Origin of the sequence: Kocuria sp. HSID17590, from assembly GCF_003989485.1 — a bacterium.
Lineage (GTDB): Bacteria > Actinomycetota > Actinomycetes > Actinomycetales > Micrococcaceae > Kocuria > Kocuria salsicia.
Genome location: NZ_RBMB01000005.1, coordinates 1 through 20354, shown reverse-complemented (window position 1 = coordinate 20354; position 20354 = coordinate 1). Strand labels below are relative to the sequence as shown.

General features: G+C 70.2%; 18 protein-coding genes, 1 tRNA gene and 1 pseudogene. 7 read left to right on the top strand and 13 right to left on the bottom strand.

The genetic code is table 11. From position 1 onward, the window contains the following. Positions 1-56: 56 nt before the first annotated feature. Positions 57-3506, bottom strand: a complete 3450-nt coding sequence (locus D8M39_RS02460; protein WP_094393703.1) for a pyruvate carboxylase — start codon at positions 3504-3506, stop codon at positions 57-59. A gap of 229 nt (positions 3507-3735) precedes the next feature. Here D8M39_RS02460 and D8M39_RS02455 point away from each other — a divergent pair, with 229 nt between their 5' ends. Then, complete coding sequence (locus tag D8M39_RS02455) at positions 3736-4575, top strand: ParA family protein (RefSeq protein ID WP_055083103.1); 840 nt, start codon at positions 3736-3738, stop codon at positions 4573-4575. A 43-nt stretch (positions 4576-4618) separates the two neighbouring features. On the opposite strand, the gene D8M39_RS02450 is transcribed toward D8M39_RS02455, so the two are convergent. From D8M39_RS02450 to gcvH, 5 genes are all read right to left on the bottom strand, one after another. After that, complete coding sequence (locus D8M39_RS02450) at positions 4619-5161, bottom strand: MerR family transcriptional regulator (RefSeq protein ID WP_232300221.1); 543 nt, start codon at positions 5159-5161, stop codon at positions 4619-4621. A 264-nt stretch (positions 5162-5425) separates the two neighbouring features. Beyond that, positions 5426-5938, bottom strand: a complete 513-nt coding sequence (locus D8M39_RS02445) for a bifunctional nuclease family protein (protein ID WP_126874316.1) — start codon at positions 5936-5938, stop codon at positions 5426-5428. Further along, complete coding sequence (locus D8M39_RS02440; RefSeq protein ID WP_126874315.1) at positions 5935-6705, bottom strand: MerR family transcriptional regulator; 771 nt, start codon at positions 6703-6705, stop codon at positions 5935-5937. Before D8M39_RS02440 ends, D8M39_RS02445 begins: the two co-directional genes overlap by 4 nt. 8 nt (positions 6706-6713) lie before the next feature. Then, positions 6714-7157 carry an FHA domain-containing protein gene (locus D8M39_RS02435; protein ID WP_094393696.1) on the bottom strand — a complete coding sequence of 148 codons (444 nt, stop codon included), beginning with the start codon at positions 7155-7157 and terminating at the stop codon, positions 6714-6716. A 31-nt stretch (positions 7158-7188) separates the two neighbouring features. After that, positions 7189-7575: a glycine cleavage system protein GcvH gene (gcvH, locus tag D8M39_RS02430; protein ID WP_055083111.1), complete on the bottom strand. Its 387-nt coding sequence runs from the start codon at positions 7573-7575 to the stop codon at positions 7189-7191. A gap of 159 nt (positions 7576-7734) precedes the next feature. On the opposite strand from gcvH, the gene D8M39_RS02425 reads away from it, so the two are divergent. Both D8M39_RS02425 and D8M39_RS02420 read left to right on the top strand, forming a co-directional pair. Continuing rightward, complete coding sequence (locus tag D8M39_RS02425; protein WP_094393694.1) at positions 7735-9174, top strand: TrkH family potassium uptake protein; 1440 nt, start codon at positions 7735-7737, stop codon at positions 9172-9174. Between the two features lie 84 nt (positions 9175-9258). Beyond that, complete coding sequence (locus D8M39_RS02420) at positions 9259-9948, top strand: TrkA family potassium uptake protein (protein ID WP_055083113.1); 690 nt, start codon at positions 9259-9261, stop codon at positions 9946-9948. A 159-nt stretch (positions 9949-10107) separates the two neighbouring features. Here the strand turns inward: D8M39_RS02420 and D8M39_RS02415 are convergent, their stop codons facing one another. Next, positions 10108-11127, bottom strand: a complete 1020-nt coding sequence (locus D8M39_RS02415) for a GTP-binding protein (RefSeq protein ID WP_126874314.1) — start codon at positions 11125-11127, stop codon at positions 10108-10110. Between the two features lie 165 nt (positions 11128-11292). Between D8M39_RS02415 and D8M39_RS02410 the strand changes: the two genes are divergently transcribed. After that, on the top strand, positions 11293-12984 hold the full coding sequence (locus tag D8M39_RS02410) for a sodium:proton antiporter (protein WP_055083117.1): 1692 nt from the start codon (positions 11293-11295) through the stop codon (positions 12982-12984). A gap of 4 nt (positions 12985-12988) precedes the next feature. On the opposite strand, the gene D8M39_RS02405 is transcribed toward D8M39_RS02410, so the two are convergent. Together D8M39_RS02405 and D8M39_RS02400 are read right to left on the bottom strand one after the other, a co-directional pair. Then, positions 12989-14149 carry a MalY/PatB family protein gene (locus tag D8M39_RS02405; protein WP_126874313.1) on the bottom strand — a complete coding sequence of 387 codons (1161 nt, stop codon included), beginning with the start codon at positions 14147-14149 and terminating at the stop codon, positions 12989-12991. A 29-nt stretch (positions 14150-14178) separates the two neighbouring features. Continuing rightward, positions 14179-14652 carry a hypothetical protein gene (locus tag D8M39_RS02400; protein WP_055083121.1) on the bottom strand — a complete coding sequence of 158 codons (474 nt, stop codon included), beginning with the start codon at positions 14650-14652 and terminating at the stop codon, positions 14179-14181. A 167-nt stretch (positions 14653-14819) separates the two neighbouring features. Between D8M39_RS02400 and D8M39_RS02395 the strand changes: the two genes are divergently transcribed. Next, positions 14820-15587, top strand: coding sequence for a hypothetical protein (locus D8M39_RS02395; RefSeq protein ID WP_094393688.1), 768 nt, complete (start codon positions 14820-14822; stop codon positions 15585-15587). A 180-nt stretch (positions 15588-15767) separates the two neighbouring features. Here D8M39_RS02395 and D8M39_RS02390 read toward each other — a convergent pair. Next, positions 15768-15841, bottom strand: a tRNA-Pro gene (locus tag D8M39_RS02390). Between the two features lie 574 nt (positions 15842-16415). Here D8M39_RS02390 and D8M39_RS02385 point away from each other — a divergent pair. Next, positions 16416-17555 carry an SIR2 family protein gene (locus D8M39_RS02385; protein WP_161971373.1) on the top strand — a complete coding sequence of 380 codons (1140 nt, stop codon included), beginning with the start codon at positions 16416-16418 and terminating at the stop codon, positions 17553-17555. Here D8M39_RS02385 and D8M39_RS02380 read toward each other — a convergent pair. Beyond that, positions 17513-17725, bottom strand: a pseudogene (locus tag D8M39_RS02380) (integrase core domain-containing protein); the annotation flags it as partial. The gene D8M39_RS02385 and the pseudogene D8M39_RS02380 overlap by 43 nt on opposite strands. 230 nt (positions 17726-17955) lie before the next feature. Then, positions 17956-18900, bottom strand: coding sequence for an alpha/beta fold hydrolase (locus tag D8M39_RS02375; RefSeq protein WP_126874311.1), 945 nt, complete (start codon positions 18898-18900; stop codon positions 17956-17958). Positions 18901-19492: 592 nt separating this feature from the next. Between D8M39_RS02375 and D8M39_RS12535 the strand changes: the two genes are divergently transcribed. Next, positions 19493-19864: a hypothetical protein gene (locus D8M39_RS12535; protein WP_013350234.1), complete on the top strand. Its 372-nt coding sequence runs from the start codon at positions 19493-19495 to the stop codon at positions 19862-19864. A gap of 335 nt (positions 19865-20199) precedes the next feature. Here D8M39_RS12535 and D8M39_RS02365 read toward each other — a convergent pair. Then, positions 20200-20354 (bottom strand): integrase core domain-containing protein (locus tag D8M39_RS02365; RefSeq protein WP_148111334.1); only part of this gene is annotated, 155 nt, incomplete at its 5' end.

Below are 20354 nucleotides of genomic sequence, written 5' to 3'. Positions count from 1 at the left end.
CCCCATCCTAGGCCACCGCCCCGCGCGTCCGGGGACAGACGGGGCGGCGGGATCCGTCACTCGGGGTCGATCACCAGCACCAGGTCCCCGCCGCTGACGTGCGCGGTGTCCGCAAGTGCCACGCGGGAGACCGTGCCCGAGACCGGCGCAGTAATGGACGCCTCCATCTTCATGGCCTCGATCGTGGCCACTGAGTCCCCCGCGGCGACCTTTGCCCCCTCGGAGACCGTGACCGTGACCGCACCGGCGAAGGGTGCCGCCACGTGCCCGGGCTTGGAGGTGTCCGCCTTCTCGGTCTCCACGGCCTGGGACTTCACCGACTCGTCGCGGATCTCGAGCAGGCGCAGCTGACCGTTGAGGGTCACCATGACCGTGCGCATCCCCTTCTCGTCCGGTTCGGAGATCGCCTGCAGGGTGACCAGCAGCCGCACCCCCTTGCCGAGCGAGATGACGTGCTCGTGGTCCTGCTTCAGCCCGTACAGGAAGTCGCGGGTGTGCAGGAGGGAGATGTCCCCGTACTTGGTGCGCGAGTTCTGGTAGTCGCGCGTGGGGCCGGGGAAGAGCAGCCGGTTCAGGGCCGCGCGGCGCACCTCACCCGGCTGGGCGAGCTCCTCGACATCCTGCTCAGAGAGCTGCTCGTCCGCCAGGTGCACGGTGCGTCCCTCCAGCGCCTTGCTGCGGAACGGTTCCGGCCAGCCCGCGGGCGGGGTGCCGAGCTCGCCGGCGAGGAAGTTGATCACGGAGTCCGGGATGTCGAACTTGCGGGGATCGGCCTCGAACTCGGCGGGGTCCACGTCCATGCCCACGAGCTGCAGGGCGAGGTCGCCCACCACCTTGGACGACGGCGTGACCTTGACCAGGTGCCCCAGCATCCGGTCCGCGGCGTGGTACATGTCCTCGATCGCCTCGAACTTTTCCCCGAGCCCCAGCGCGATGGCCTGCTGGCGCAGGTTTGACAGCTGCCCGCCCGGGATCTCGTGGCGGTACACGCGGCCGGTGGGCCCGGTCAGCCCGGACTCGAAGGGCTTGTAGATGGAGCGCACCACTTCCCAGTAGGGCTCCATGTCGCTCACGGCGTCCAGGTCAAGTCCGGTGTCCCGGTCCGTGTTCTCGAGCGCGGCCACGAGCGCGGAGCCCGAGACCTGGGACGTGGTGCCGGCCATGGACGCGGATGCGGCGTCGACGGCGTCGACCCCAGCCTCCGCGGCGGCGAGCAGCGTGGCGAGCTGCCCGCCTGCGGTGTCGTGGGTGTGCAGGTGCACCGGCAGGTCGAAGCGCTCGCGCAGGGCCGCCACGAGACGCCGCGCGGCCTCCGGGCGCAGCAACCCAGCCATGTCCTTGATCGCCAGGATGTGCGCGCCGGCGTCCACGCACTGCTGCGCGAGGTCCAGGTAGTAGTCAAGCGTGTAGACGTTCTCCTGCGGGTCGAGGAGGTTGCCCGTGTAGCACAGGGCCACCTCGGCCACCGCGGTGCCCGTGGCTCGCACCGCCTCGATGGCCGGGCGCATCTGCTCGACGTCGTTGAGCGCGTCGAAGATCCGGAAGATGTCGACGCCGGTCTCGGCCGCCTCAGCGACGAACGCGTTGGTCACCTCCACCGGGTACGGCGTGTACCCCACGGTGTTGCGCCCGCGCAGCAGCATCTGGATGGGGATGTTCGGCATCGCCTCGCGCAGCAGCCGCAGCCGCTCCCACGGGTCCTCCCCCAGGAAGCGCAGCGCGACGTCGTACGTGGCACCGCCCCAGGCCTCGACCGAGAGCAGCCCCGGCAGCAGGTGCGCGTACGCGGGTGCCGCCGCGAGCAGGTCGCGGGTGCGCACGCGGGTGGCCAGCAGTGACTGGTGGGCGTCACGGAACGTGGTGGACGTCACCGCGAGCGGTTCGTAGTCCCGCAGGGTGCGCGCGAAGCCCTCGGGCCCCTGCTCCTGGAGCACCTGGCGCCAGCCGGAGGGCACCTCGTGGGAGGACGGGCCGTCGAACGGGCTGCGGAAGGGCTCGTCCCGCTTGTCCCCCGGGTAGTGCGGGAGCTTGTCGCGCGGGTCCATGCCGTCGATGCGCTCGCCGTGGGGCTTGTTGACCGTCACCTCCGCGAGGTAGTTCAGCGCGCGGGTGCCGCGGTCCGCCGAGCCCTTGCCCTTGAGCAGACCCGGGTGGTTCTCGATGAAGTCCGTGGCCACGTCCCCGGCCAGGAAGTCCTTGTCGTGCAGCACGGCCTGCAGGAACTGGATGTTGGTGGCGATGCCACGGATGCGGAACTCCGCGAGGGCACGGCGCGCACGCAGCACGGCGGTCTCGTAGTCGCGGCCGCGGCACGTGAGCTTCACGAGCATGGAGTCGAAGTGCGGGGAGATCTCCGCCCCCGCGTAGAGGGTGCCGCCGTCCAGGCGCACCCCCGCGCCACCGGCCGAGCGGTAGGCAGAGACCTTGCCCACGTCCGGGCGGAACTCGTTGGCCGGGTCCTCGGTGGTGATGCGGCACTGAAGCGCCGCACCGCGCACCCGCAGGTCCTCCTGGGAGATGCCCAGCTCCGAGAGCGACTCCCCCGCGGCGATCCGCAACTGGGACTGCACAAGGTCCACGTCCGTGATCTCCTCGGTCACGGTGTGCTCCACCTGGATGCGCGGGTTCATCTCGATGAACACGTGCTGCCCGGCCCGCTCCCCGGCGGTGTCCACCAGGAACTCGACCGTGCCGGCGTTGACGTAGCCCAGCTCCTTGGCGAACTTCACGGCGTCGCGGTGCAGCGCCTCCCGGATCTCCTCGTCCAGGTGCGGGGCCGGTGCGATCTCGATGACCTTCTGGTGGCGGCGCTGCAGCGAGCAGTCCCGCTCGAAGAGGTGCACAATCTCACCGTCGTTGTCCGCGAGCACCTGGACCTCGATGTGGCGGGGGCGCAGCACGGCCTGCTCGATGAACACCGTGGGGTCCCCGAACGCGGTGTCCGCCTCGCGCATGGCGGCGTCCAGTGCGTCGGCGAGCTGCTCGGGCGCCTCGACCCGGCGCATCCCGCGCCCACCGCCGCCGGCCACGGCCTTCACGAACACGGGGTAGCCGATCTTCTCGGCCTCGGCGATCAGGAACTCCTTGTCCGAGGACGGGTCCGAGGACTCCAGGGTGGGGATCCCGGCGCGGCGGGCCGCGCGAAGCGCCGCCACCTTGTTGCCGGCGAGCTCGAGAATCTCCGCGCGCGGGCCCACGAAGGTGATGCCCTCCGCGGCCGCGGCACGCGCGAGCTCCGGATTCTCGGAGAGGAAGCCGTAACCGGGGTAGATCGCGTCCGCGCCGGACTCCTTGGCCACGCGGATGATCTCCGCGACGTCCAGGTACGCACGGACGGGGTGGCCGTCCTCACCGATGTGGTAGGCCTCGTCCGCCTTCTGACGGTGGATCGAGTTGCGGTCCTCGTAGGGGAACACGGCCACGGTCTTGGCTCCGAGCTCGTACGCCGCTCGGAAGGCGCGGATGGCGATCTCGCCGCGGTTTGCCACCAGGATTTTGGAGAACATTGCTGTCGTTTCCGCGCGCGGGACCGGTGGGCCGCCGCGCACTGGGTGAGGGGTCGAGTACCGGGATCCATCTTACGTGAGCGCCACCTCACACGACCCTCTCCGCCGTTTCGTGTCCACCGCCGGGCCCCCCGCCACGCGATCCGCCCTCGCCGCCACCGGGAACTGCACCGATTAGCATGTACCTGTGGGTTGTAAAGCCCCATTTCAGATGACAGAAGGGTGATCCGTGCAGATCGTCAGCATCAGCAGCCTCAAGGGCGGCGTGGGCAAGTCCTCGGTGGTCCTGGGACTCGCGTCGGCGGCCCTGGAGGCTCGGGTCCCCACCCTGGTGGTGGACCTCGATCCGCACGGCGACGCCTCCACTGCGCTCGGGGTCCACGCCCGGGCGGGCCAGGACGTGGGCAGTGTGCTGCGCCGTCCCCGTAAAGGGGGACTTGCTGCGGTCGCAGCTCCGTCACCGTGGACGCGGCACCCCATCACCCCCGAGGTCAGCGGCACACAGCAGGATCCCGGCTGGCAGCCCGCCGGCTCCCCGGCCGTCGGACGGCCGGTGCTCGACGTCGCCCCCGGCTCCGCGGCGTCGTCTCACCTTGACCACGCGGCGTTCCGGACCAAGGACCTCAAACGACTCGAGACCGTCCTGCACGGGCTGGAGCGCTACGAGCTCGTCCTGATCGACTGCCCACCCACCCTGAGCGCCCTGACGCGCATGGCCTGGGCGGCCTCCCACATGGTGCTCTCCGTGGCCGAGCCGTCGCTCTTCTCGGTGGCGGGAACCAAGCGCACGATGTCCGCGCTCGCGCAGTTCGAGACCTCACGGATCTGGGCAGTGCCCGATGCCGGGGTGGTCGTGAACCGCTTCCGGGACGGCTCCGACGAGCAGCACCACCGCCTGCGGGAGCTGCAGGAACTCTTCGGCCAGCTCGTGGTAGACCCCGTGCTGCCGGACGCCCCCGTGGTGCAGCAGGCCCAGGGCGCGGCGTGGCCCGTGCACCGTTGGCCGGGAACCGCTGCCTCGGACCTCGCGGGGCGGTTCAGCTCGATCCTCCAGGGCATGCTGCACTGATGCCTCGGTGGGGGCGTGACGGACCGGGCACGACGACGCCGCGTCAGCCCGCGTTCTTCTTGCGCCGCCTTGCGCGGCGGGCGGAGAGCTCGTCCTCCGGGAAGGTGTCGGGTTGGGATGACCCGTCGAGGGCCGCGTGCTCCGCAGGCATCGAGGCGAGCGTGGCCTCCACCTCGCGCCACACGCGTCCCACGGCGATGCCGAACACGCCCTGGCCGCCCTGCACGAGGTCGATCACCTCGTTCGGGGAGGTGCACTCGTAGACGCTCGCGCCGTCGGACATCAGCGTCAGCCGGGTGAGGTCCTCCATCCCCCGCAGCCGCAGCGCGCCCACGGCGGAGCGGATCTGCTGGAGGGACACCCCTGTGTCGAGCAGTCGCTTGACCACTTTGAGCACGAGGATGTCCCGGAAGCTGTAGAGCCGCTGCGAACCCGATCCCTTCGCACCGCGCACGGTGGGCTCCACGAGGCTGGTACGGGCCCAGTAGTCCAGCTGGCGGTAGGAGATTCCCGCGGCCTTGCACGCGGTGGGGCCGCGGAATCCCACGGTCTCGTCGTAGCTGCCGAGGTCCTCCGAGAAGAGCATCTCCTGCGTGCCACCGGCCAGGGAGGAGGCACGCAACTGCGCCGCGTCGAACGGCAGCTCCGGGTTGCTCAAGCGTCCTCCTCGTGGATGGGGGTGGTGCGCACGGACCGCGCCCGGTGATTTCGGCCGGTGCTCCCGGATGACCGGGCGGGTGCTCGGGTGATGTCCTCCGACGGTAGACCCGGCCGGGGACCGGGTCAAAGACATACCGCGCGGCTGCGACCGTGTCGCCAGCCTACCCGCCGCGGGTGCCCGCACGGTGATTCAGGACTGGAAGTCCTCCGGGTCCACCTGGTCCAGGAAGTCTCGGAACTCCCGCACCTGAGCCTCTGCCTCCCGTGGCGCGTCCCCCGCCTGTTCCCGCAGTTCGCCGTCCGCGCTCAGCACCAGCCCGGCCTCGTCCAGCACGGCGGTGGCGCAGCGGACGGGGCAGCCTGTGCGCGCAGCGAGCGCGAGGGCGTCCGAGGCACGGGCGTCCACCACGGTGGAGTCGTCAAACGTGATGGCCGCGTGGAAGACGGTGTCCTCCACCGTGTGCACGACCACGCCGGTCACGCTGCGGCCGAGCGCCCCGACCACCGAGAGCAGCAGGTCGTGCGTGAGGGGGCGCGGTGGCCGGATGCCCTGCAGTGCGAAGACGATGGAGGTGGCCTCGTTGGTCCCCACCCAGATGGGCAGCCGGCGCGCACCGGCGGCCTCCTTGAGGACCACCACGGGCTGACCGCTGGGCACGTCCATGCGCACGCCGGCAATCTCCATGAGGACGTCCGCGCTCACCGGGTGCTCCCGGACCGCTCTTGAGCCTCTAGCCCGCGGACGGTGCCGTCCACCTGCGCGTTCACCATGGCGGACATCATCGACAGGCACAGGGACGAGATCTCCCTGGCGCGGTGCACGGCAATCTGCCGGGTCTCCGGGTCACGCCGGTTGCGCAGGGGCGAGACACTGCCGTCCATGAGGGCCACGATCCGCTCGGACGCCCCGCGCAGCACCCGCAGGTGGCGCGGTTCGATGCCGTAGCCGCTGAGCCGGCCCGCCGCCTCGGCAATCGCCAGCGCACGGTCGTCGAACTCTCCCGAGCGCTCCACGATGAGTCCGTGGTTGAGCAGCTCGCGCACCAGGGGCACCTCGGAACTGGAGCGTGCCGCGAGCTCGCGCAGGGTGTAGCGGCGCCCGCTGGGGGGCCCGGCGACTGGGGCGGCGACGTCGTCGGGCGGCTGCATTCCAACGGAGGGCGACGACGTCGCGTCCGGGACCTGGCGCTCGGAACCGGCCGCAGGGTCCAGGCCGCGGTCCAGGCGGTCCCGGATCACGCGCAGGGGCAGGTAGCGCTCCTGCTGCAGGGACAGCACCGTCTCCAGACGCTCAACGTCCTCCTCAGAGTACTTCCGGTACCCGGACGCCGTGCGCTGCGGGTGCACGAGCCCCTGGTCCTCCAGGAATCGCACCTTGGACGCGCTCAGGTCCGGGAAACGGGGTTGCAACCGACGCAGCAGGGCGCCGATGCCCAGCCGCGTGGTCTGCTGCTGCTCGGGTTTAGACATGGAGCGCGTCAGGCCCCGTTCTGCACAGAATGGTAGAAGGTGAAGCGGAACTTGCCGATCTGCACCTCGTCGCCGTTCTCCAGCACCTTGGTGTTCACACGGTCGCTGTTCACGTAGGTCCCGTTGAGGGAGGACTGGTCCACCACCTCGAAGGTGTGGTCGCGCCGGATGAACTCCGCGTGGCGCCGGGACACCGTGACGTCGTCCAGGAACACCGAGCACGCGGGGTGCCTCCCGGCCACGATCTCGTCCCGGTCCAGCAGGAACCGAGCGCCGGTCAGCCCCCCGTTGGTCTCCAGCAGCAGGGCGGAGCCGGGGGGCAGGGACGCCACCGCGTTCTGCTCGCCCTCCGTCAGCTTGTGGTGCGCGGCGGTCGAGAGCACGTCCGCGACGATCTGGATGGACGTGGTCTCCGGACCGGTCCCGGCCTCGGACTTCTCTTGATTGGACATGGATCCCCTCACCTCACGTGAAGTGTCGTTGTTAGTCCAGCAGCTGCTGGTAAGCCTGTGCGTCCAGCAGGTCCGCGGGGGCCTCCCCCGAGCCCGCACGCACCGTGAAGAGCCATCCCGCCTCGTAGGGAGACTCGTTGAGCAGCCCGGGGTTCTCCACGAGCTCCTCGTTGACGCCGACGATCTCACCGCTGACCGGGGCGAAGAGGTCGCTCACGGACTTGGTGGACTCGATCTCACCCACCACGTCCCCCGCGGCCAGGGTGTCCCCGACCTCGGGGAGCTGGACGAAGACGACCTCGCCCAGTTCGCTCTGTGCGTGGTCCGTGATGCCCACACGGAACGTGTCGTCCTCGTGGAGGTCCTCGACCCACTCGTGCTCTGCCGTGTACGCGAGTTCCGCGGGAATGTTGGTCATGTCGGTCAGTTTAGGGCACGCACGGTGCAGTAGCGGCCATCACACGCGCGCCCGCGGGAGGTGCCGCCCCCGGCCTGCCGGAGCGTCACGGCACGCGGCAAGCCCCCGGGCCTCGTACGGGGGTTACCGAGGGCCCCCGGGCGGGTGTACTTTTGCCCGGTGCCCATCACCGAGGCGTTCCGTCAGGCCGCGATCCGCTCGCGCACGAACGGTTCCAGGATCCCCCGCGCGGTGCCGCTGCTGCGCCGTCGCCCGGACCCGCTGCACGTCCACGAGCTGACCCCGGCCCGCTCGGCGCGGATCATCGTCACCGCCTTCCTGCTGGCCCTGCTCCTCGGCACCGGACTGCTCATGCTCCCGGTGTCCACCGTGGACCCGGGCAACGCGGAGGCGATCACCGCGGCCTTCACGGCCACGTCCGCCCTGTGCGTGACGGGCCTGGTGACCGTGGACACCGCCACCTACTGGACCCCGTTCGGCCAGGTGGTGATCATCTGCCTGATCCAGGTGGGCGGCCTGGGCGTCATGACGTTCACGACCATGCTGGGCATCCTGCTCGCCCGCAAGTTCGGCCTCTCCACGCGGCTGCTCGCCAACGCGGAGACCAAGTCCCGCGGCGGCGCCCGCCAGGTGGTCGCGCGCATCGTGCTGACCACCGCGGTGATCGAGACCGCGGCGGCGGGGATCCTCTTCCTGCGGTTCTGGGGCCACTACCACTACTCCCCCGGCGCGGCGCTGGCCCACGGGGCGTTCCACGCGGTGTCCGCCTTCAACAACGCCGGCTTCGCCCTGTACTCCCTGAACGTCATGGACTTCTCCGGGGACCCGTGGATCCTGCTGACGCTGGCCGCGTGCGTGATCCTGGGCGGGCTGGGTTTCCCCGTGCTCTACGAGCTGCGCCGCCACCTCCGCACCCCGCGCCGCTGGAGCATGAACACGCGACTGGTGCTGCTCGCCACCCCCGTGCTGCTGCTCGGCGGCACGGTGTTCCTGGCGGTGCTGGAGTGGAACAACTCGCAGACCCTGGGGCAGGATTCCCCCGCGGTGAGGGTGCTCAACGCGTTCTTCCAGTCCACGATCTCCCGCACCGCCGGGTTCAACAGCATCGACATCTCCCACATGCACCCCGTGTCCTGGCTGGGCATGGACATCCTCATGTTCATCGGCGGCGGCCCCGCCGGCACCGCGGGCGGTCTGAAGGTCACCACGTTCGGCGTGCTCTTCTTCATCGCCCTCACGGAGATCCGAGGCGGTGCGGCCGTGCCGGTGCTCGGCAAGCAGCTCTCCCGCTCGGTGCAGCGCGAGGCCATGACGGTGGTGGTCCTGGCCACCGGCGCGGTGATCGGCGGCACCATGCTCATCATGCTCGCGGACGAGTCCCTGGGCCTGGACCGGGTGCTCTTCGAGTGCGTCTCCGCCTTCGCCACCGTGGGACTGAGCACGGGCATCACCCCCACGCTGCCGGTCTTCGCGCAGTGCGTGCTGATCGTCCTGATGTTCACGGGCCGCCTGGGTCCGGTCACGGTGGCAGCAGCGATCGCCTTCGGCCGCAGGCCACCCGCCTACGAGCTGCCCAAGGAGCGCCCGCTGATCGGCTGACGCCCCCGGCCGCACGACGTCGTCCTCCACCCTTTTCCCCGCGCGCCGCCCACGCGGCGCGCACCGACCCGAGAGGCAGGTTCCATGTTCGGATCCCACCCCGCAGAGTCCCCCCGCAAGGGCATGTCCAACGCCGTGGCGGTGATCGGCCTGGGCCGCTTCGGCGGCGCGCTGGCGCTGGAGCTGATGCGCAACGGCACGGACGTGCTCGGCGTGGACCACGACGAGGCCACCGTGCAGCGCTTCAACGGCAAGCTCACCTCCGTGGTGCGCGCGGACGCCACGGACGAGGACGTCCTGCGGGAGCTGTCCGTCAACGAGTTCGAGCGCGCCGTGGTGGGGATCGGCTCGGACATCCAGGCAAGCATCCTCACGGCGTCGCGGCTCGTGAAGTTCGGCTGCCCGGCCATCTGGGCGAAGGCCATCACCGAGCCGCACGCGGAGATCCTCACGCAGCTCGGCGTGCAGCACGTGGTCAACCCCGAGAGCGACATGGGGACCCGCGCCGCGCACCTGATCCAGCACCGGATCCTGGACTTCGTGCCCATCGACGACGGCTACGCGCTCGTGCGCTGCACCCCGCCGCTGCCCATCCAGCAGCGGCCCATGGACCTGCTCAACGTGCGGCAGAAGCTCGGGGTCTCGGTGGTTGCGGTGTGCCGCCCCGGCGGCCAGTGGGAGCCCATCGAACCGGGGACCATGCTCTACGACGACGACCAGATCCTCGTCACCGGGCCCACCCGGAAGGTCGAGCGGTTCTCGAACCTGGCCTGACGACGTCGTCCGGGCCGGGCCGCGACGCACGGCTCGGGTCTCCCGCGGACCGGATCCGGTGCGCCGCGGCCGGTGTCTACCCCCGACGACGTCGGGACTGCCGCAGTCTGCGTCCGCCCCCACCGTGCGGGCTCCGTCGGGGGCCCGGTCCGGGCGCGGCTACAGGAAGCGGGTCAGCCGCCGCAGCTGCGGGGACGACGGCGCCGGGTCGCCTTCCGCGGCCGGGAGGGCGCCGAGGTCAACGGGTGACGACGCGGCGTCGTCGGGCCCGATCGCCACGACCACCGAGTGCGGCGGCTCTCCCGCGGGGCGCCGCGCCCGCTCGACCGTGACGTAGCCGGCCACCGAGTGCGCGACGAAGCGGCGCAGCCCCGAGGGGGTGGCCACGTCGGCGATCGCCTTCACCCGGTGCACGGACGCCGGCGGGTCCTCCAGCAGGTCCGCGAGCGCCGCGGGGTCCACCGCGGCGGGGACGTCGAGGCTCACGGCCCGGTGGTGGACGTGGTGCTCGTGGCCGTGGTGGCCGTGCTCACCCGGGGCCTCGCCGATCTCCCACAGGGGCAGCTGCGCACCCTCCGGGACGGTGTGCTTCGCGGCGTCGAAGAACAGGGCCGGGTCCACTGCGCCGTGCGGTGCGTCGAGGACCGTGGTGTGGGGGTTGGCCGCGAGAATCCGCTCGCGCGTGCGTGCGAGCTCCTCGGGCGGGGCGATGTCGGACTTGGTCAGCAGCACCACGGCCGCGGCCTTGACGTGCTGCTCCAGGTCCCAGCCGCCCGACTCCGCGTGGGCCACGTGGGCGGCGGCGACGACCTCCACGAGTCCGCCGAAACGGATGCCGGGGACCTCGCTGGCCAGCACGAGCTGGATCAGTGCCGGTGGCTCGGCGAGCCCGGAGCCCTCGATGACGACCGCGTCGAGGTCCAGGCCGGGCCGGGCCAGCGCACGCAGGGCGTCGTCGAGCTGGCGGGGATCGTCGATGCAGCACAGGCACCCGCCCGCGATCGACACGGGCTCGGCCACCTGACCGGCCACGAGCGCCGCGTCCACGTTCACGTCCCCGAAGTCGTTGATGACCACGCCAATCCGCGCGTGGGCGGTGGCCAGCAGGTGGTTGAGCACCGTGGTCTTCCCCGCACCCAGGTAGCCGGTGAGGATCAGCACGGGAACGCTCTCGGACACGACGGGGCCTTTCCGGATCGGGTGACCGCGGTGCGCGGTCCGCGGGTGGCCGATGGTACCCGACCGGGGCGACGGCGCGGGCTGGGCAAGGGCGACGGCGCGGGCCGCGGTGTGGTGCCCGCGCGCGGATACACTCGGGGCGACGACGACGAAGGAGACAACCCGGTGGACGAACTGACCCTCCTGGCCGTGGCGGCGGTGATCGTGGTGGTGGCCGTCACGAGCTTCTCGGACCGGATCGGGGTGGCCGCACCCATCCTGCTGGTGATCGTGGGGGTGGGGCTGAGCCTGATCCCCGGGGTGCCCACCGTGACGATGAACCCGGACGTGATCCTGGACATCGTGCTGCCGCTGCTGCTCTACGCCGCGGCCGTGAACATGCCGGCCACGGACTTCCGCCGCAACCTGGGCGCCATCAGCGCGCTGTCCGTGGTGCTGGTGGTCGTCTCCGCGTTCGCGGTGGGGCTGCTGATCTGGTGGCTGCTGCCGGACCTGGGCTTCGCCGCGGCGGTGGCCCTGGGCGCCGTCGTCAGCCCGCCCGACGCCGTGGCCGCCACCTCGATCGGCAAGCGACTGGGCCTGCCCGGCCGGCTCGTGACGATCCTCGAGGGCGAGGGCCTCGTCAACGACGCCACCGCGCTGGTGATGCTGCGCTCGGCGGTGGTCGCGACCGCCGGGGCGATCAGCGTGGGCGGGGTGCTCGCGGACTTCGGCTACGCCGTCGTCGTGGCCGTCGTGATCGGCATCGTGGTGGGCTGGGTCTCCATCCAGATTCGCGCGCGCCTGGAGCAGCCCGTGACGAGCACCGCGATCTCCCTGGTGGTCCCGTTCATCGCGTTCATGCCCGCGGAACACCTCGAGGCCTCCGGCGTGCTCGCCGTGGTGGTCGCGGGGATCGTCACGGGGATCAAGTCCCCCCGGCTGCTCTCCTCCCAGGCGCGCGTGTCCGAGAGGACCAACTGGCGCACCGTGCTCCTGCTGCTGGAGCACGGCGTGTTCCTGGTGCTCGGGCTGCAGATCGCGCTGCTCGTGGACGAGGTGGAGGAGGCCCACCTCAGCGTGGGTGGTGCCCTGGCGCTCGGACTGCTCGTGACCGTGGTGCTGTTCGTGATCCGATTCGCGTTCGTGGCACCCATGATCAAGGTGATGGCCCGGCAGCAGGTGCGGGCCCAGGGCAAGTCGCAGTGGTACGACAGCGCGAGGGAACGGCTCGAGAACCACCCGGACGTCTCGCAGCAGCGGATCACCAAGCTGCGCCACATGATCACGCGCCGCCAGGCGGACGCCTCGTTCTTCAGCCACGAGGGCATCGGCAAGCGCGGCGGGTTCGTGATCGCGTGGTCGGGGATGCGCGGCGTCGTGACCGTGGCCGCGGCCCAGACGCTGCCCGAGGACCTGCCCTACCGCCCGCAGCTGATCCTGATCGCGTTCACCGTGGCCGTGGTGACCCTGGTGGTGCAGGGCGGCACGCTGCCCCTGCTGATCCGGGTCCTGGGCATCCGGGGCTCGGACGAGGAGGAGATGCAGCGCGAGCTGACGCGCCTGATCAACACCCTGACCGAGGCGTCCGAGGACCTGCTGGAGTCCCCCGCGCTGCACCGCAACGACGGCGAGCCCTACAGCGAGAAGATCCTGGAGATGGCCAGGAAGCGCACGCGCAAGCTGCCCGAGAGCGTGTCCACCGAGACCCTGCAGGTGTGGACGACCGCCCGGCAGGAGCAGCAGGAGCTGCAGCGCAAGCTCCTGGAGGCGCAGCAGGACGCCCTCCTGGACGCGCAGGCCTCCGGCGTCTACCGCTCCCAGACCATCGAGGCGGCCCAGCAGTTCCTGGACCGCCGCAACATGGTCATCGACTGAGCACTCAGCCGCGGCTCCCGCCGTGCGCCGCGGCGGCGAGCCGGTCCACGGCCTCGACCACGGTCTCCGGGGCGCACGCGAGGTTCATGCGGGCGAAGCCCCTGCCCTGCGGCCCGAACGTCGGCCCCGGGGACAGTGCCACCTTCGCGTGCGTCACCGCGTGCTGCGAGGGGTCCTCGCCCCAGTCCAGCGCGCGCATGTCGAGCCACGCGAGGTAGGTGGCCCGGCCCCTGCGGAACGTGACCTCCGGGAGCTTCTCGGCCAGCTCCCGTTCCAGGAGGTCCACGTTGGACTCGATCACCGCGATGGTGGCGTCGAGCCAGCCCTCGCAGTGCAGAAAACCCTCCCGCGTGGCCAGCAGACCCATGATCCCCGTCCGGTAGGACACGGCCGGCGGCACGGCCGCGAGCCACCGGGCCATGGGCTCGGAGTCCACCACGAACATGGCTGCCTTCAGGCCCGCGAGGTTGAACGCCTTGCTCCCGGACGCCGCCGCGACCCCGTGCCGCCGGGCGGCGTCCGAGACCGAGAGGTACGGGGTGAACTCCACGCCCCGGTGGACCATGGGCGCGTGGATCTCGTCGCTGACCACGTGGGCGCCGTGGCGCTCCACCACGTCGGCGAGCGCCGCGAGGTCCTCGCGCGAGTGCACCAGGCCCAGCGGGTTGTGCGGGTTGCACAGCAGCACCGCGCGGGCCCCCGCCGCGAGCGCGGCGTCGATGCCGGGGATGTCCAGACGGTACGCGGCGTCGTCGTCCTGCAGCGGGACCTCCACCACCTCGCCGCCGGCCTCGCGCACCAGGTCGTAGAACGGGGCGTACACCGGCGGGGTGATGACCACGCCGTCCCCGGGGGCGACCAGGCGGCGCAGCGACTCCACGAGCACCACCGTGACGTCCGTGGTGTAGGCGATGCGCTCGGGGTCCGGGCGCCAGTTCCAGCGCCGGGCTGCGAAGTCCGCATAGGCCCGGCCGGCCCCGCGGTCCGCGGTGGCGGCGTAGCCGGTGTCGTTGTTCTCCACCGCTGCCAGCAGCGCCTCCTTGATCCGCGGCGGCGTGGGGAAGTCCATCTCCGCGATGAACATGGGCAGCACGTCCTGCTCGTAGCTGCGCCACTTGGTGCTCGTGCGGCGGCGCAGGGCGGAGATCTCGTCGGCGGTGGTCATGCGGTCCCTTCCGTGGTGCGCGGCGGGGACTACTCACTCGTCAGTTTGTGAGCCTGCCCCAGCCGCAGCTGTTCCAGTGCTTCCTCCTGCTCCCGGGCGCGTCGGCTCAGCTCCCGGAGCATGTCCTTGTCCAGCCTGTCGTCAGGCGCCTCCAGGAGCAAGCGCCACCCGAGCCCCTTGGCGTGGACCGCGGCCACGAGACCCTCCAGCTCCTCGATGTCGGACAGCGGCGAGCGGCTCTGCAGCCGCTCGTTGGGCTTGAAGCGCGCGGCCTTCTCCGCGGCACGCGCGGGGAGGTCCTTGAGCGGGGCCGGCTTCACACCGAGGGACGCCATCAGCTCTTCGAGCGATGTCTGGTCCTGGGCCACCTCCTCGGCAATCCGCCCCACTGCCTCGCGCACCTCGGGCTCCGAGTGGCCCGCGGCGACCCGGCGGAACGCGTCCACTCCCGCCGCCGAGCCGGCGTGGTGGTCCTGCAGGTAGGTGGTGATGACGTTGCTCATGGGGAGCCCCTTTCGTCGTGTCCCGCCAGCCAAGCAGGTGCCGTCTCCTCCCACCACACCCGGGCGGGTATGTGACACCGTGCGGGGCATACTGGAACGGGGAGGCCAAGGACGAGCCGGGTGGTGGGCACCACGCGGCGTCGGCCACGGACTGTGGAGGGGACAGCATGACACCGGAGACCTTCGTGGAGTTCACGGCACCGAACGGCCTGGACTCCTGGTACCACCTGTGGGAGAGCGGCACCTCGGGGTTCCTGTACTACTTCGACGGCGACTACTGGGACCTGGAGGACACCTCCATCAACTGGCCGGAGGAGGGCGACCTCGCCAGGCTCGCCATCGCGGCCCAGGCGCGGGACCTCATGTTCGTGGCCGTGAACACCCCTGACGAGGACGGCTCCGGGGACGGGTACACGTGGTGGGAGGACTGCAAGGCCAACGGGAAGTACCTCCGGGCGCTGCACGAGCACCTCGTGGCGCTGCACCCGGAGGTGGACGCCACCAACATCTGGCTGATCGGCTACAGCGGCGGCGCCGAGTTCATCACGTACGAGCTGCTGGACCGTGGCATCGAGGGGATGGCCCGCGGCGGTGCCGTGATCATCGGGGGCGGCGGTGCCAACGCGCCCGTGGCGCGGAAGAAGAAGGCCCGGCCGTGCATCGGCTCCACCGCCATGCACTGGTGGGTGGGCGAGAAGGACGTGGACGGCGCCACCAACCCGCCCGAGTGGAGCGCGCTGGGGGCGGCCGAAGAGGGCGTGGCGGCCTACCGTGCGGCCGGCTTCGACACCACCCTGCATGTTCTCCCCGGCGTGGACCACTCCGGGTACGACGCCGTGTCCTGCCTCTCGCACGCCCTGCCCGCGGTCTCGCGCAAGGCGGGCCTGCGCGCTGCGCTGTCCGACGGGTGGGTGCGGCTCACGCGGGACACCTGAGGAGTGATGAGGAACGGCCGAGCGGCGGGTCATGATTTCTAGTGGAGTCAAAACAGCTTCGCCGCACTGAAATGTGCTCTAACTCCACTAGAAATTTCGGGTGGTAGCCATGAGCGGGACCGTGCACCAAAAACCGGCTCCGACCAAGCATTTCTGCCTGGCCGGAGCCGGTTCACTCGGTCGGGATGACAGGATTTGAACCTGCGACCCTCTGACCCCCAGTCAGGTGCGCTACCAAGCTGCGCCACATCCCGTTGTTGAATTTTCGAGGCTGTTATTGACCGTTTGAGACAATGTGTCCCCCAGGTAGACGGTTCGGCCGAACTCATTGATTTCCGGTCATCTCTACCTCTCAGACGGCGCTAATTCACGTCACGATTTGCATGAATTGCATGTATCAGGTCCCGGGCAGGTCCCGGCGCGTGGCGGATGCACTGGCCTCGAGTCGACTACGTGGAAGGCGCAGCTCTCCCCGCTCACGCGACAAAAGTACGCTGCGGCGCCAGCAGCGTCGTATTCACTGCAATCCCCTTCGTCTTGGTGAACGATTCGCCGACTTGATCCGAGCTTCACATCTCGGCGTGACCTGCCTCTCCGACGAGGCCTCGAAAACGCGTGACCGAATGACGCTGAGGCTCCGGCCCTCGACTCAGGGACGCCGTACGCACCGGCGTGCGCTGCGCTGGCTGTGGCTAGTGGAGGTCACGAACGACCGACACGAATCCGTCGCAGCTAGCCATCGCGGGGCAGGACCGTCAATGCGCGAGAATGACGAGGCACCTCATCGCTGTCCACGACGCAGCGGTCAATCAGGACTCTGGAGGCAACGTGTGGATCACAGGAGACGTGAATCTGCCTGCCGAGCTTCTCGAATCCCATGCGGACGGCAAGCTCGTGTTGTTCGTTGGGGCGGGCGCCTCAATGGGAGATCCCTCAAATCTGCCTTCGTTTAGGGAGCTGGCTCGTCAACTCGCGGACGCAGCGCGCGTACCGTTCGACGAAGACAAGGCGCTCGACTTGTTCCTCGGCTCGATGCCTGCGAACTTCGAAACCCACGTCCACGCTCGACGCATCGTCGCGCGACCAGACTCAAGTTTCAACCCGACCCATTCTGCGCTGGTCAGACTCGCGTCTGCACCCGGCCGCCCGCGGATCGTGACGACCAACTTTGATGATCACCTCACGACAGCCTCGACGGCTGCCCTGCTGCCGGACGTTGACGTCTGGGTCGGACCGGCACTGCCGCTCGGAGATGACTTTTCCGGCATCGTGCACCTACACGGCTCGGTCCTCCGCCCGCCCGCACAGCTGGTTCTTACCGACCGTGACTTCGGCCGCGCCTATCTCACCGACGCATGGGCGACCAGGTTCCTACAGAAGATGTTCGACGAGTTCACGGTCCTATTCGTGGGCTACAGCCACGACGACCCCATCATGCGATACCTCGCCCTGGGGCTGCCCTCAAAGACTCGCCGCTACGTTCTGACGCACTTGCCCGATGATGACAAGTGGAACCACCTGGGCATCGTCCCGGTGCCGTACCCCGCGGTTGAGCATGACCATTCAGCCCTCCTCGCCGCGCTCGAGGAATGGGATCGGCGAGCCCGGATGGGGCGGCTGGATCACCAGACGAGCATGAGCGAGATCGTCAATGCTGGGCCCCCGCTCAATCCCGTTGACGAGGACTATGTGCGCCAACGGCTTGAGCGTGCTGATGGCGCGCTGGAGTTCGCCCAGTTCGCGAGGAGCGTCGACTGGCTCCGCTGGGCAGAAAGCGTAGAGAGCTTTCAACGTCTCTTCACCGGCGGGGCGGATACTGAGGCGTCATCCGTGCTGGGCAACTGGTTCGGACAGGTCTATGTCGCCGATCCGGCACTCCACGGTGCCGCCCTCCAGACGGTGCAGCGGCTGGTGGGCCGCCCCCTTCATTCGGTCCGGTCGCTGTGCGAGTCGTCGGTTTCCGATTGATGGGTGCATTGCCGAGCGTAGTCGACGGGTGCGAGGTAGCCGAGCGATGAATGCCGGCGGTCGTGGTTGTATTCGGTCTTCCAGTCGCCGATCACGACCTGGGCGTGGAGCAGCGAGTAGAAGCTGTTGATGTTCAGGCACTCGTCGCGGAGCCTGCTCTCGGCATCCTCGCCTTCACTTCGGCGAGGTCACCCGTGGCCAGGCCTCTCGCCCTCGCTGCGCCACCGGCGACATCCTCCGCTTCGCGAGGTCACCATGGACGAGCCCCTCGCTGGGCGACGCGTGCGTCCCGTCATGGCCTGAGACCTCACATCACCGACGGGGCCCTGCCGAGAGACGATCCTCACGGCAGGGCCCCGTCACGGTGCTTGGGCGCGAGCGGCCGGGTGCGCCTCGGGGGTCAGGCGTCGTCCCGCCCGGCGGCGCGGTGGACGAACTCGATGAGGGAGTTCTCCATCTCGGCGCGGGTCTCGGGCTCGTTGTGAACCTCGTGGCGGACGTCGGGGTAGATGTGGAGTTCGACGTCGTGGCCCTTCTCCTCCAGGCGCCGGGCGACCTCGCGCGCACCCTCGCCGTAGTTGGTCACCGGGTCCTCCGCGCCCGCGAAGATCGCGACGGGAACCTGCGGAAGGCGGTCGATGAAGTCGTCGCCGTTGGCCTGGTCGTACACGTCGACGAAGCCCTGCAGGAACCGGTTGCTCAAGGGGGCGCCGAAGTTGTTGAAGGGGTCGCGGCCGTGATCACGGACGACGTCCGCGTTGCGCGCCACCCAGTCCGTCGGGCCGAAGTCCGGGCCGAGGCGGTCGTAGAAGCCGTCGAACAGCTGGCCCACCAACGCATCCGCAGCGGGGGCGGAACCGTCGGCCGCCACGGCAGCCTTCAGGGCCTCGCGATCCAGCGTCGACTCGACACCGCGCATGCCCACGGCGATACCGCCCAGCGCGAGCCTGTCGACCTCGACACCCGGCTGCAGCACCAGCGCCCGCGCGATCATCGACCCCAGGCTGTGGCCGAACACCACGTACGGCAGGTCGGGGAACAGCTCCTTGGCCTTCCGGTACAGCGTCACCTCGTCCTGCACGATGACCGTCGCCGACTCGTCACCGGCGTCACCCCACGTCCCCGACTGCATCGCCGTCCGACCGTGACCCGCGTGATCGTCCGCGACCACGACGAACCCCGCATCCACCAGCGCGGCCGTCATGTGCAGGTACCGGCGGGAGTGCTCGCCGAGACCGTGGATGAGCTGGACCACCGCCACCGGCGTGACCGCCGGTTCGTACACCCAGGCCTGGATGGTGTCGGTGCCGTTGTGCGACGTGAACTCGAGTTCGCGCAGAGCCATGCTGACCTCCTCGTCATGCCCCTCGGGCGGGGAGCTCGACGGTATGACCCTACCGTACCTGCCGACAACGGGATGTCCGGCCCCCGACCTCCGTCGCCCACTCGCGGAACTCCCTGTCGCGGGCGCTGAGAGCGGCAGGTACGCGCCCAGCCCGTCCCGAGAGCCGCGTGACCGGGTCCGGACCCGGCGGCCCGGCAGGGTCACCCCCGGTGGGGGGGCCGCGTCCCGCCCGGATCATGCCTGCCGGCCCGCCCCGTGGCACTTCGGACGCTCTGTGCCGGCGCCGGGCGTGCCCGTCCACGCCCGGACGGCCCGCAGAACGTGGACCAGGCCTCGGCATCGCGGCTAAGGAAGGTGAGGCCGGGGTCGATCAGACAGGCGACACGGGACATCACATGGAGAAACGGCGTCCCCGCTCCGGTGCTGCGTGTACCCGACGACGGCCCCCCGGCCGACGAGCCCGGCGCCGACGACCTCGGTCCCGGCGATCACGCCGCGGCCCACGTCGCCCGCGACTACGGTGCCCGCGCCGACGACGCGCCCCACGACCACGCCCACCACGCGCCCGACGACCCGTCCGAGCGTCCCCGCAGTGAAGGCGGTGCAGCGCACCTTCCAGGTGGACCGGTACATGCCCAAGACCGCGGCTCAGGCCCGGGTCGTGGCGCGCCTCGACGACGACGGCGTGCTGCGTTACCGCGAGGACCGCGCCCTCTGGGGCGCGAACAACTGGCAGTTCGTGACGGTGCGGGTGCCCGCCGACGCGAGCAAGGCGCAGGTCATGGCCGTGATCAACGCCAAGACGTCCTCGCGTGTGGGTGACGTGCACACCGGTTCGCGCCTGCGTTCCATCACGCGTGGTCGCTCGGTGACGATCGCGTGGGAGCTCGGCAAGGGCGCCCGCCCCACCTCCGCCTGGGGTGCGAACAAGTCCGTCAACCAGATGTTCTTCGCCCGCTCCTGAGCGACCACAGGTGGGCGTGGCCATCACCACCACGCCCACCTGTGGCGGGCCTGCATCGCCGAGCCCGGCCGAGCGACGCGTCACCCTTGCGAGGGTGGCGCCGTCGCCGCATGTCGGCTCCGCCCCTCGGGGGTGAGTCCGGGACCGGCGCCCTCATGGGTCGAATCACTCGGCCCGGCCATCGAATTCGGCGGCAGCCTCTCGGTGATCCTGGGACCCGCGCGGTGTTGCGGGGCGGCCTGGCACCTCTTCTCCGCGTCGTGCAGCAGCGTCCCTTCGCGTGAGAACACTGTGAACGTTCCCCCGAGATGCCGGGGGAGGCTGGGCCGCCCCCTTCATTCGGTCCGGTCGCTGTGCGAGTCGTCGGTTTCCGATTGATGGGTGCATTGCCGAGCGTAGTCGACGGGTGCGAGGTAGCCGAGCGATGAATGCCGGCGGTCGTGGTTGTATTCGGTCTTCCAGTCGCCGATCACGACCTGGGCGTGGAGCA

Excerpts from the sequence above, each read along its gene's own strand:
- D8M39_RS02440 (WP_126874315.1), bottom strand. The coding sequence starts at position 6,705 with ATGTCTAAACCCGAGCAGCAGCAGACCACGCGGCTGGGCATCGGCGCC.
- D8M39_RS02400 (WP_055083121.1), bottom strand. The coding sequence starts at position 14,652 with ATGAGCAACGTCATCACCACCTACCTGCAGGACCACCACGCCGGCTCG.
- D8M39_RS02450 (WP_232300221.1), bottom strand. The coding sequence starts at position 5,161 with ATGCTCTTCTCGGAGGACCTCGGCAGCTACGACGAGACCGTGGGATTC.
- gcvH (WP_055083111.1), bottom strand. The coding sequence starts at position 7,575 with ATGACCAACATTCCCGCGGAACTCGCGTACACGGCAGAGCACGAGTGG.
- D8M39_RS02460 (WP_094393703.1), bottom strand. The coding sequence starts at position 3,506 with ATGTTCTCCAAAATCCTGGTGGCAAACCGCGGCGAGATCGCCATCCGC.
- D8M39_RS02435 (WP_094393696.1), bottom strand. The coding sequence starts at position 7,157 with ATGTCCAATCAAGAGAAGTCCGAGGCCGGGACCGGTCCGGAGACCACG.
- D8M39_RS02405 (WP_126874313.1), bottom strand. The coding sequence starts at position 14,149 with ATGACCACCGCCGACGAGATCTCCGCCCTGCGCCGCCGCACGAGCACC.
- D8M39_RS02420 (WP_055083113.1), top strand. The coding sequence starts at position 9,259 with ATGTTCGGATCCCACCCCGCAGAGTCCCCCCGCAAGGGCATGTCCAAC.
- D8M39_RS02395 (WP_094393688.1), top strand. The coding sequence starts at position 14,820 with ATGACACCGGAGACCTTCGTGGAGTTCACGGCACCGAACGGCCTGGAC.
- D8M39_RS02375 (WP_126874311.1), bottom strand. The coding sequence starts at position 18,900 with ATGGCTCTGCGCGAACTCGAGTTCACGTCGCACAACGGCACCGACACC.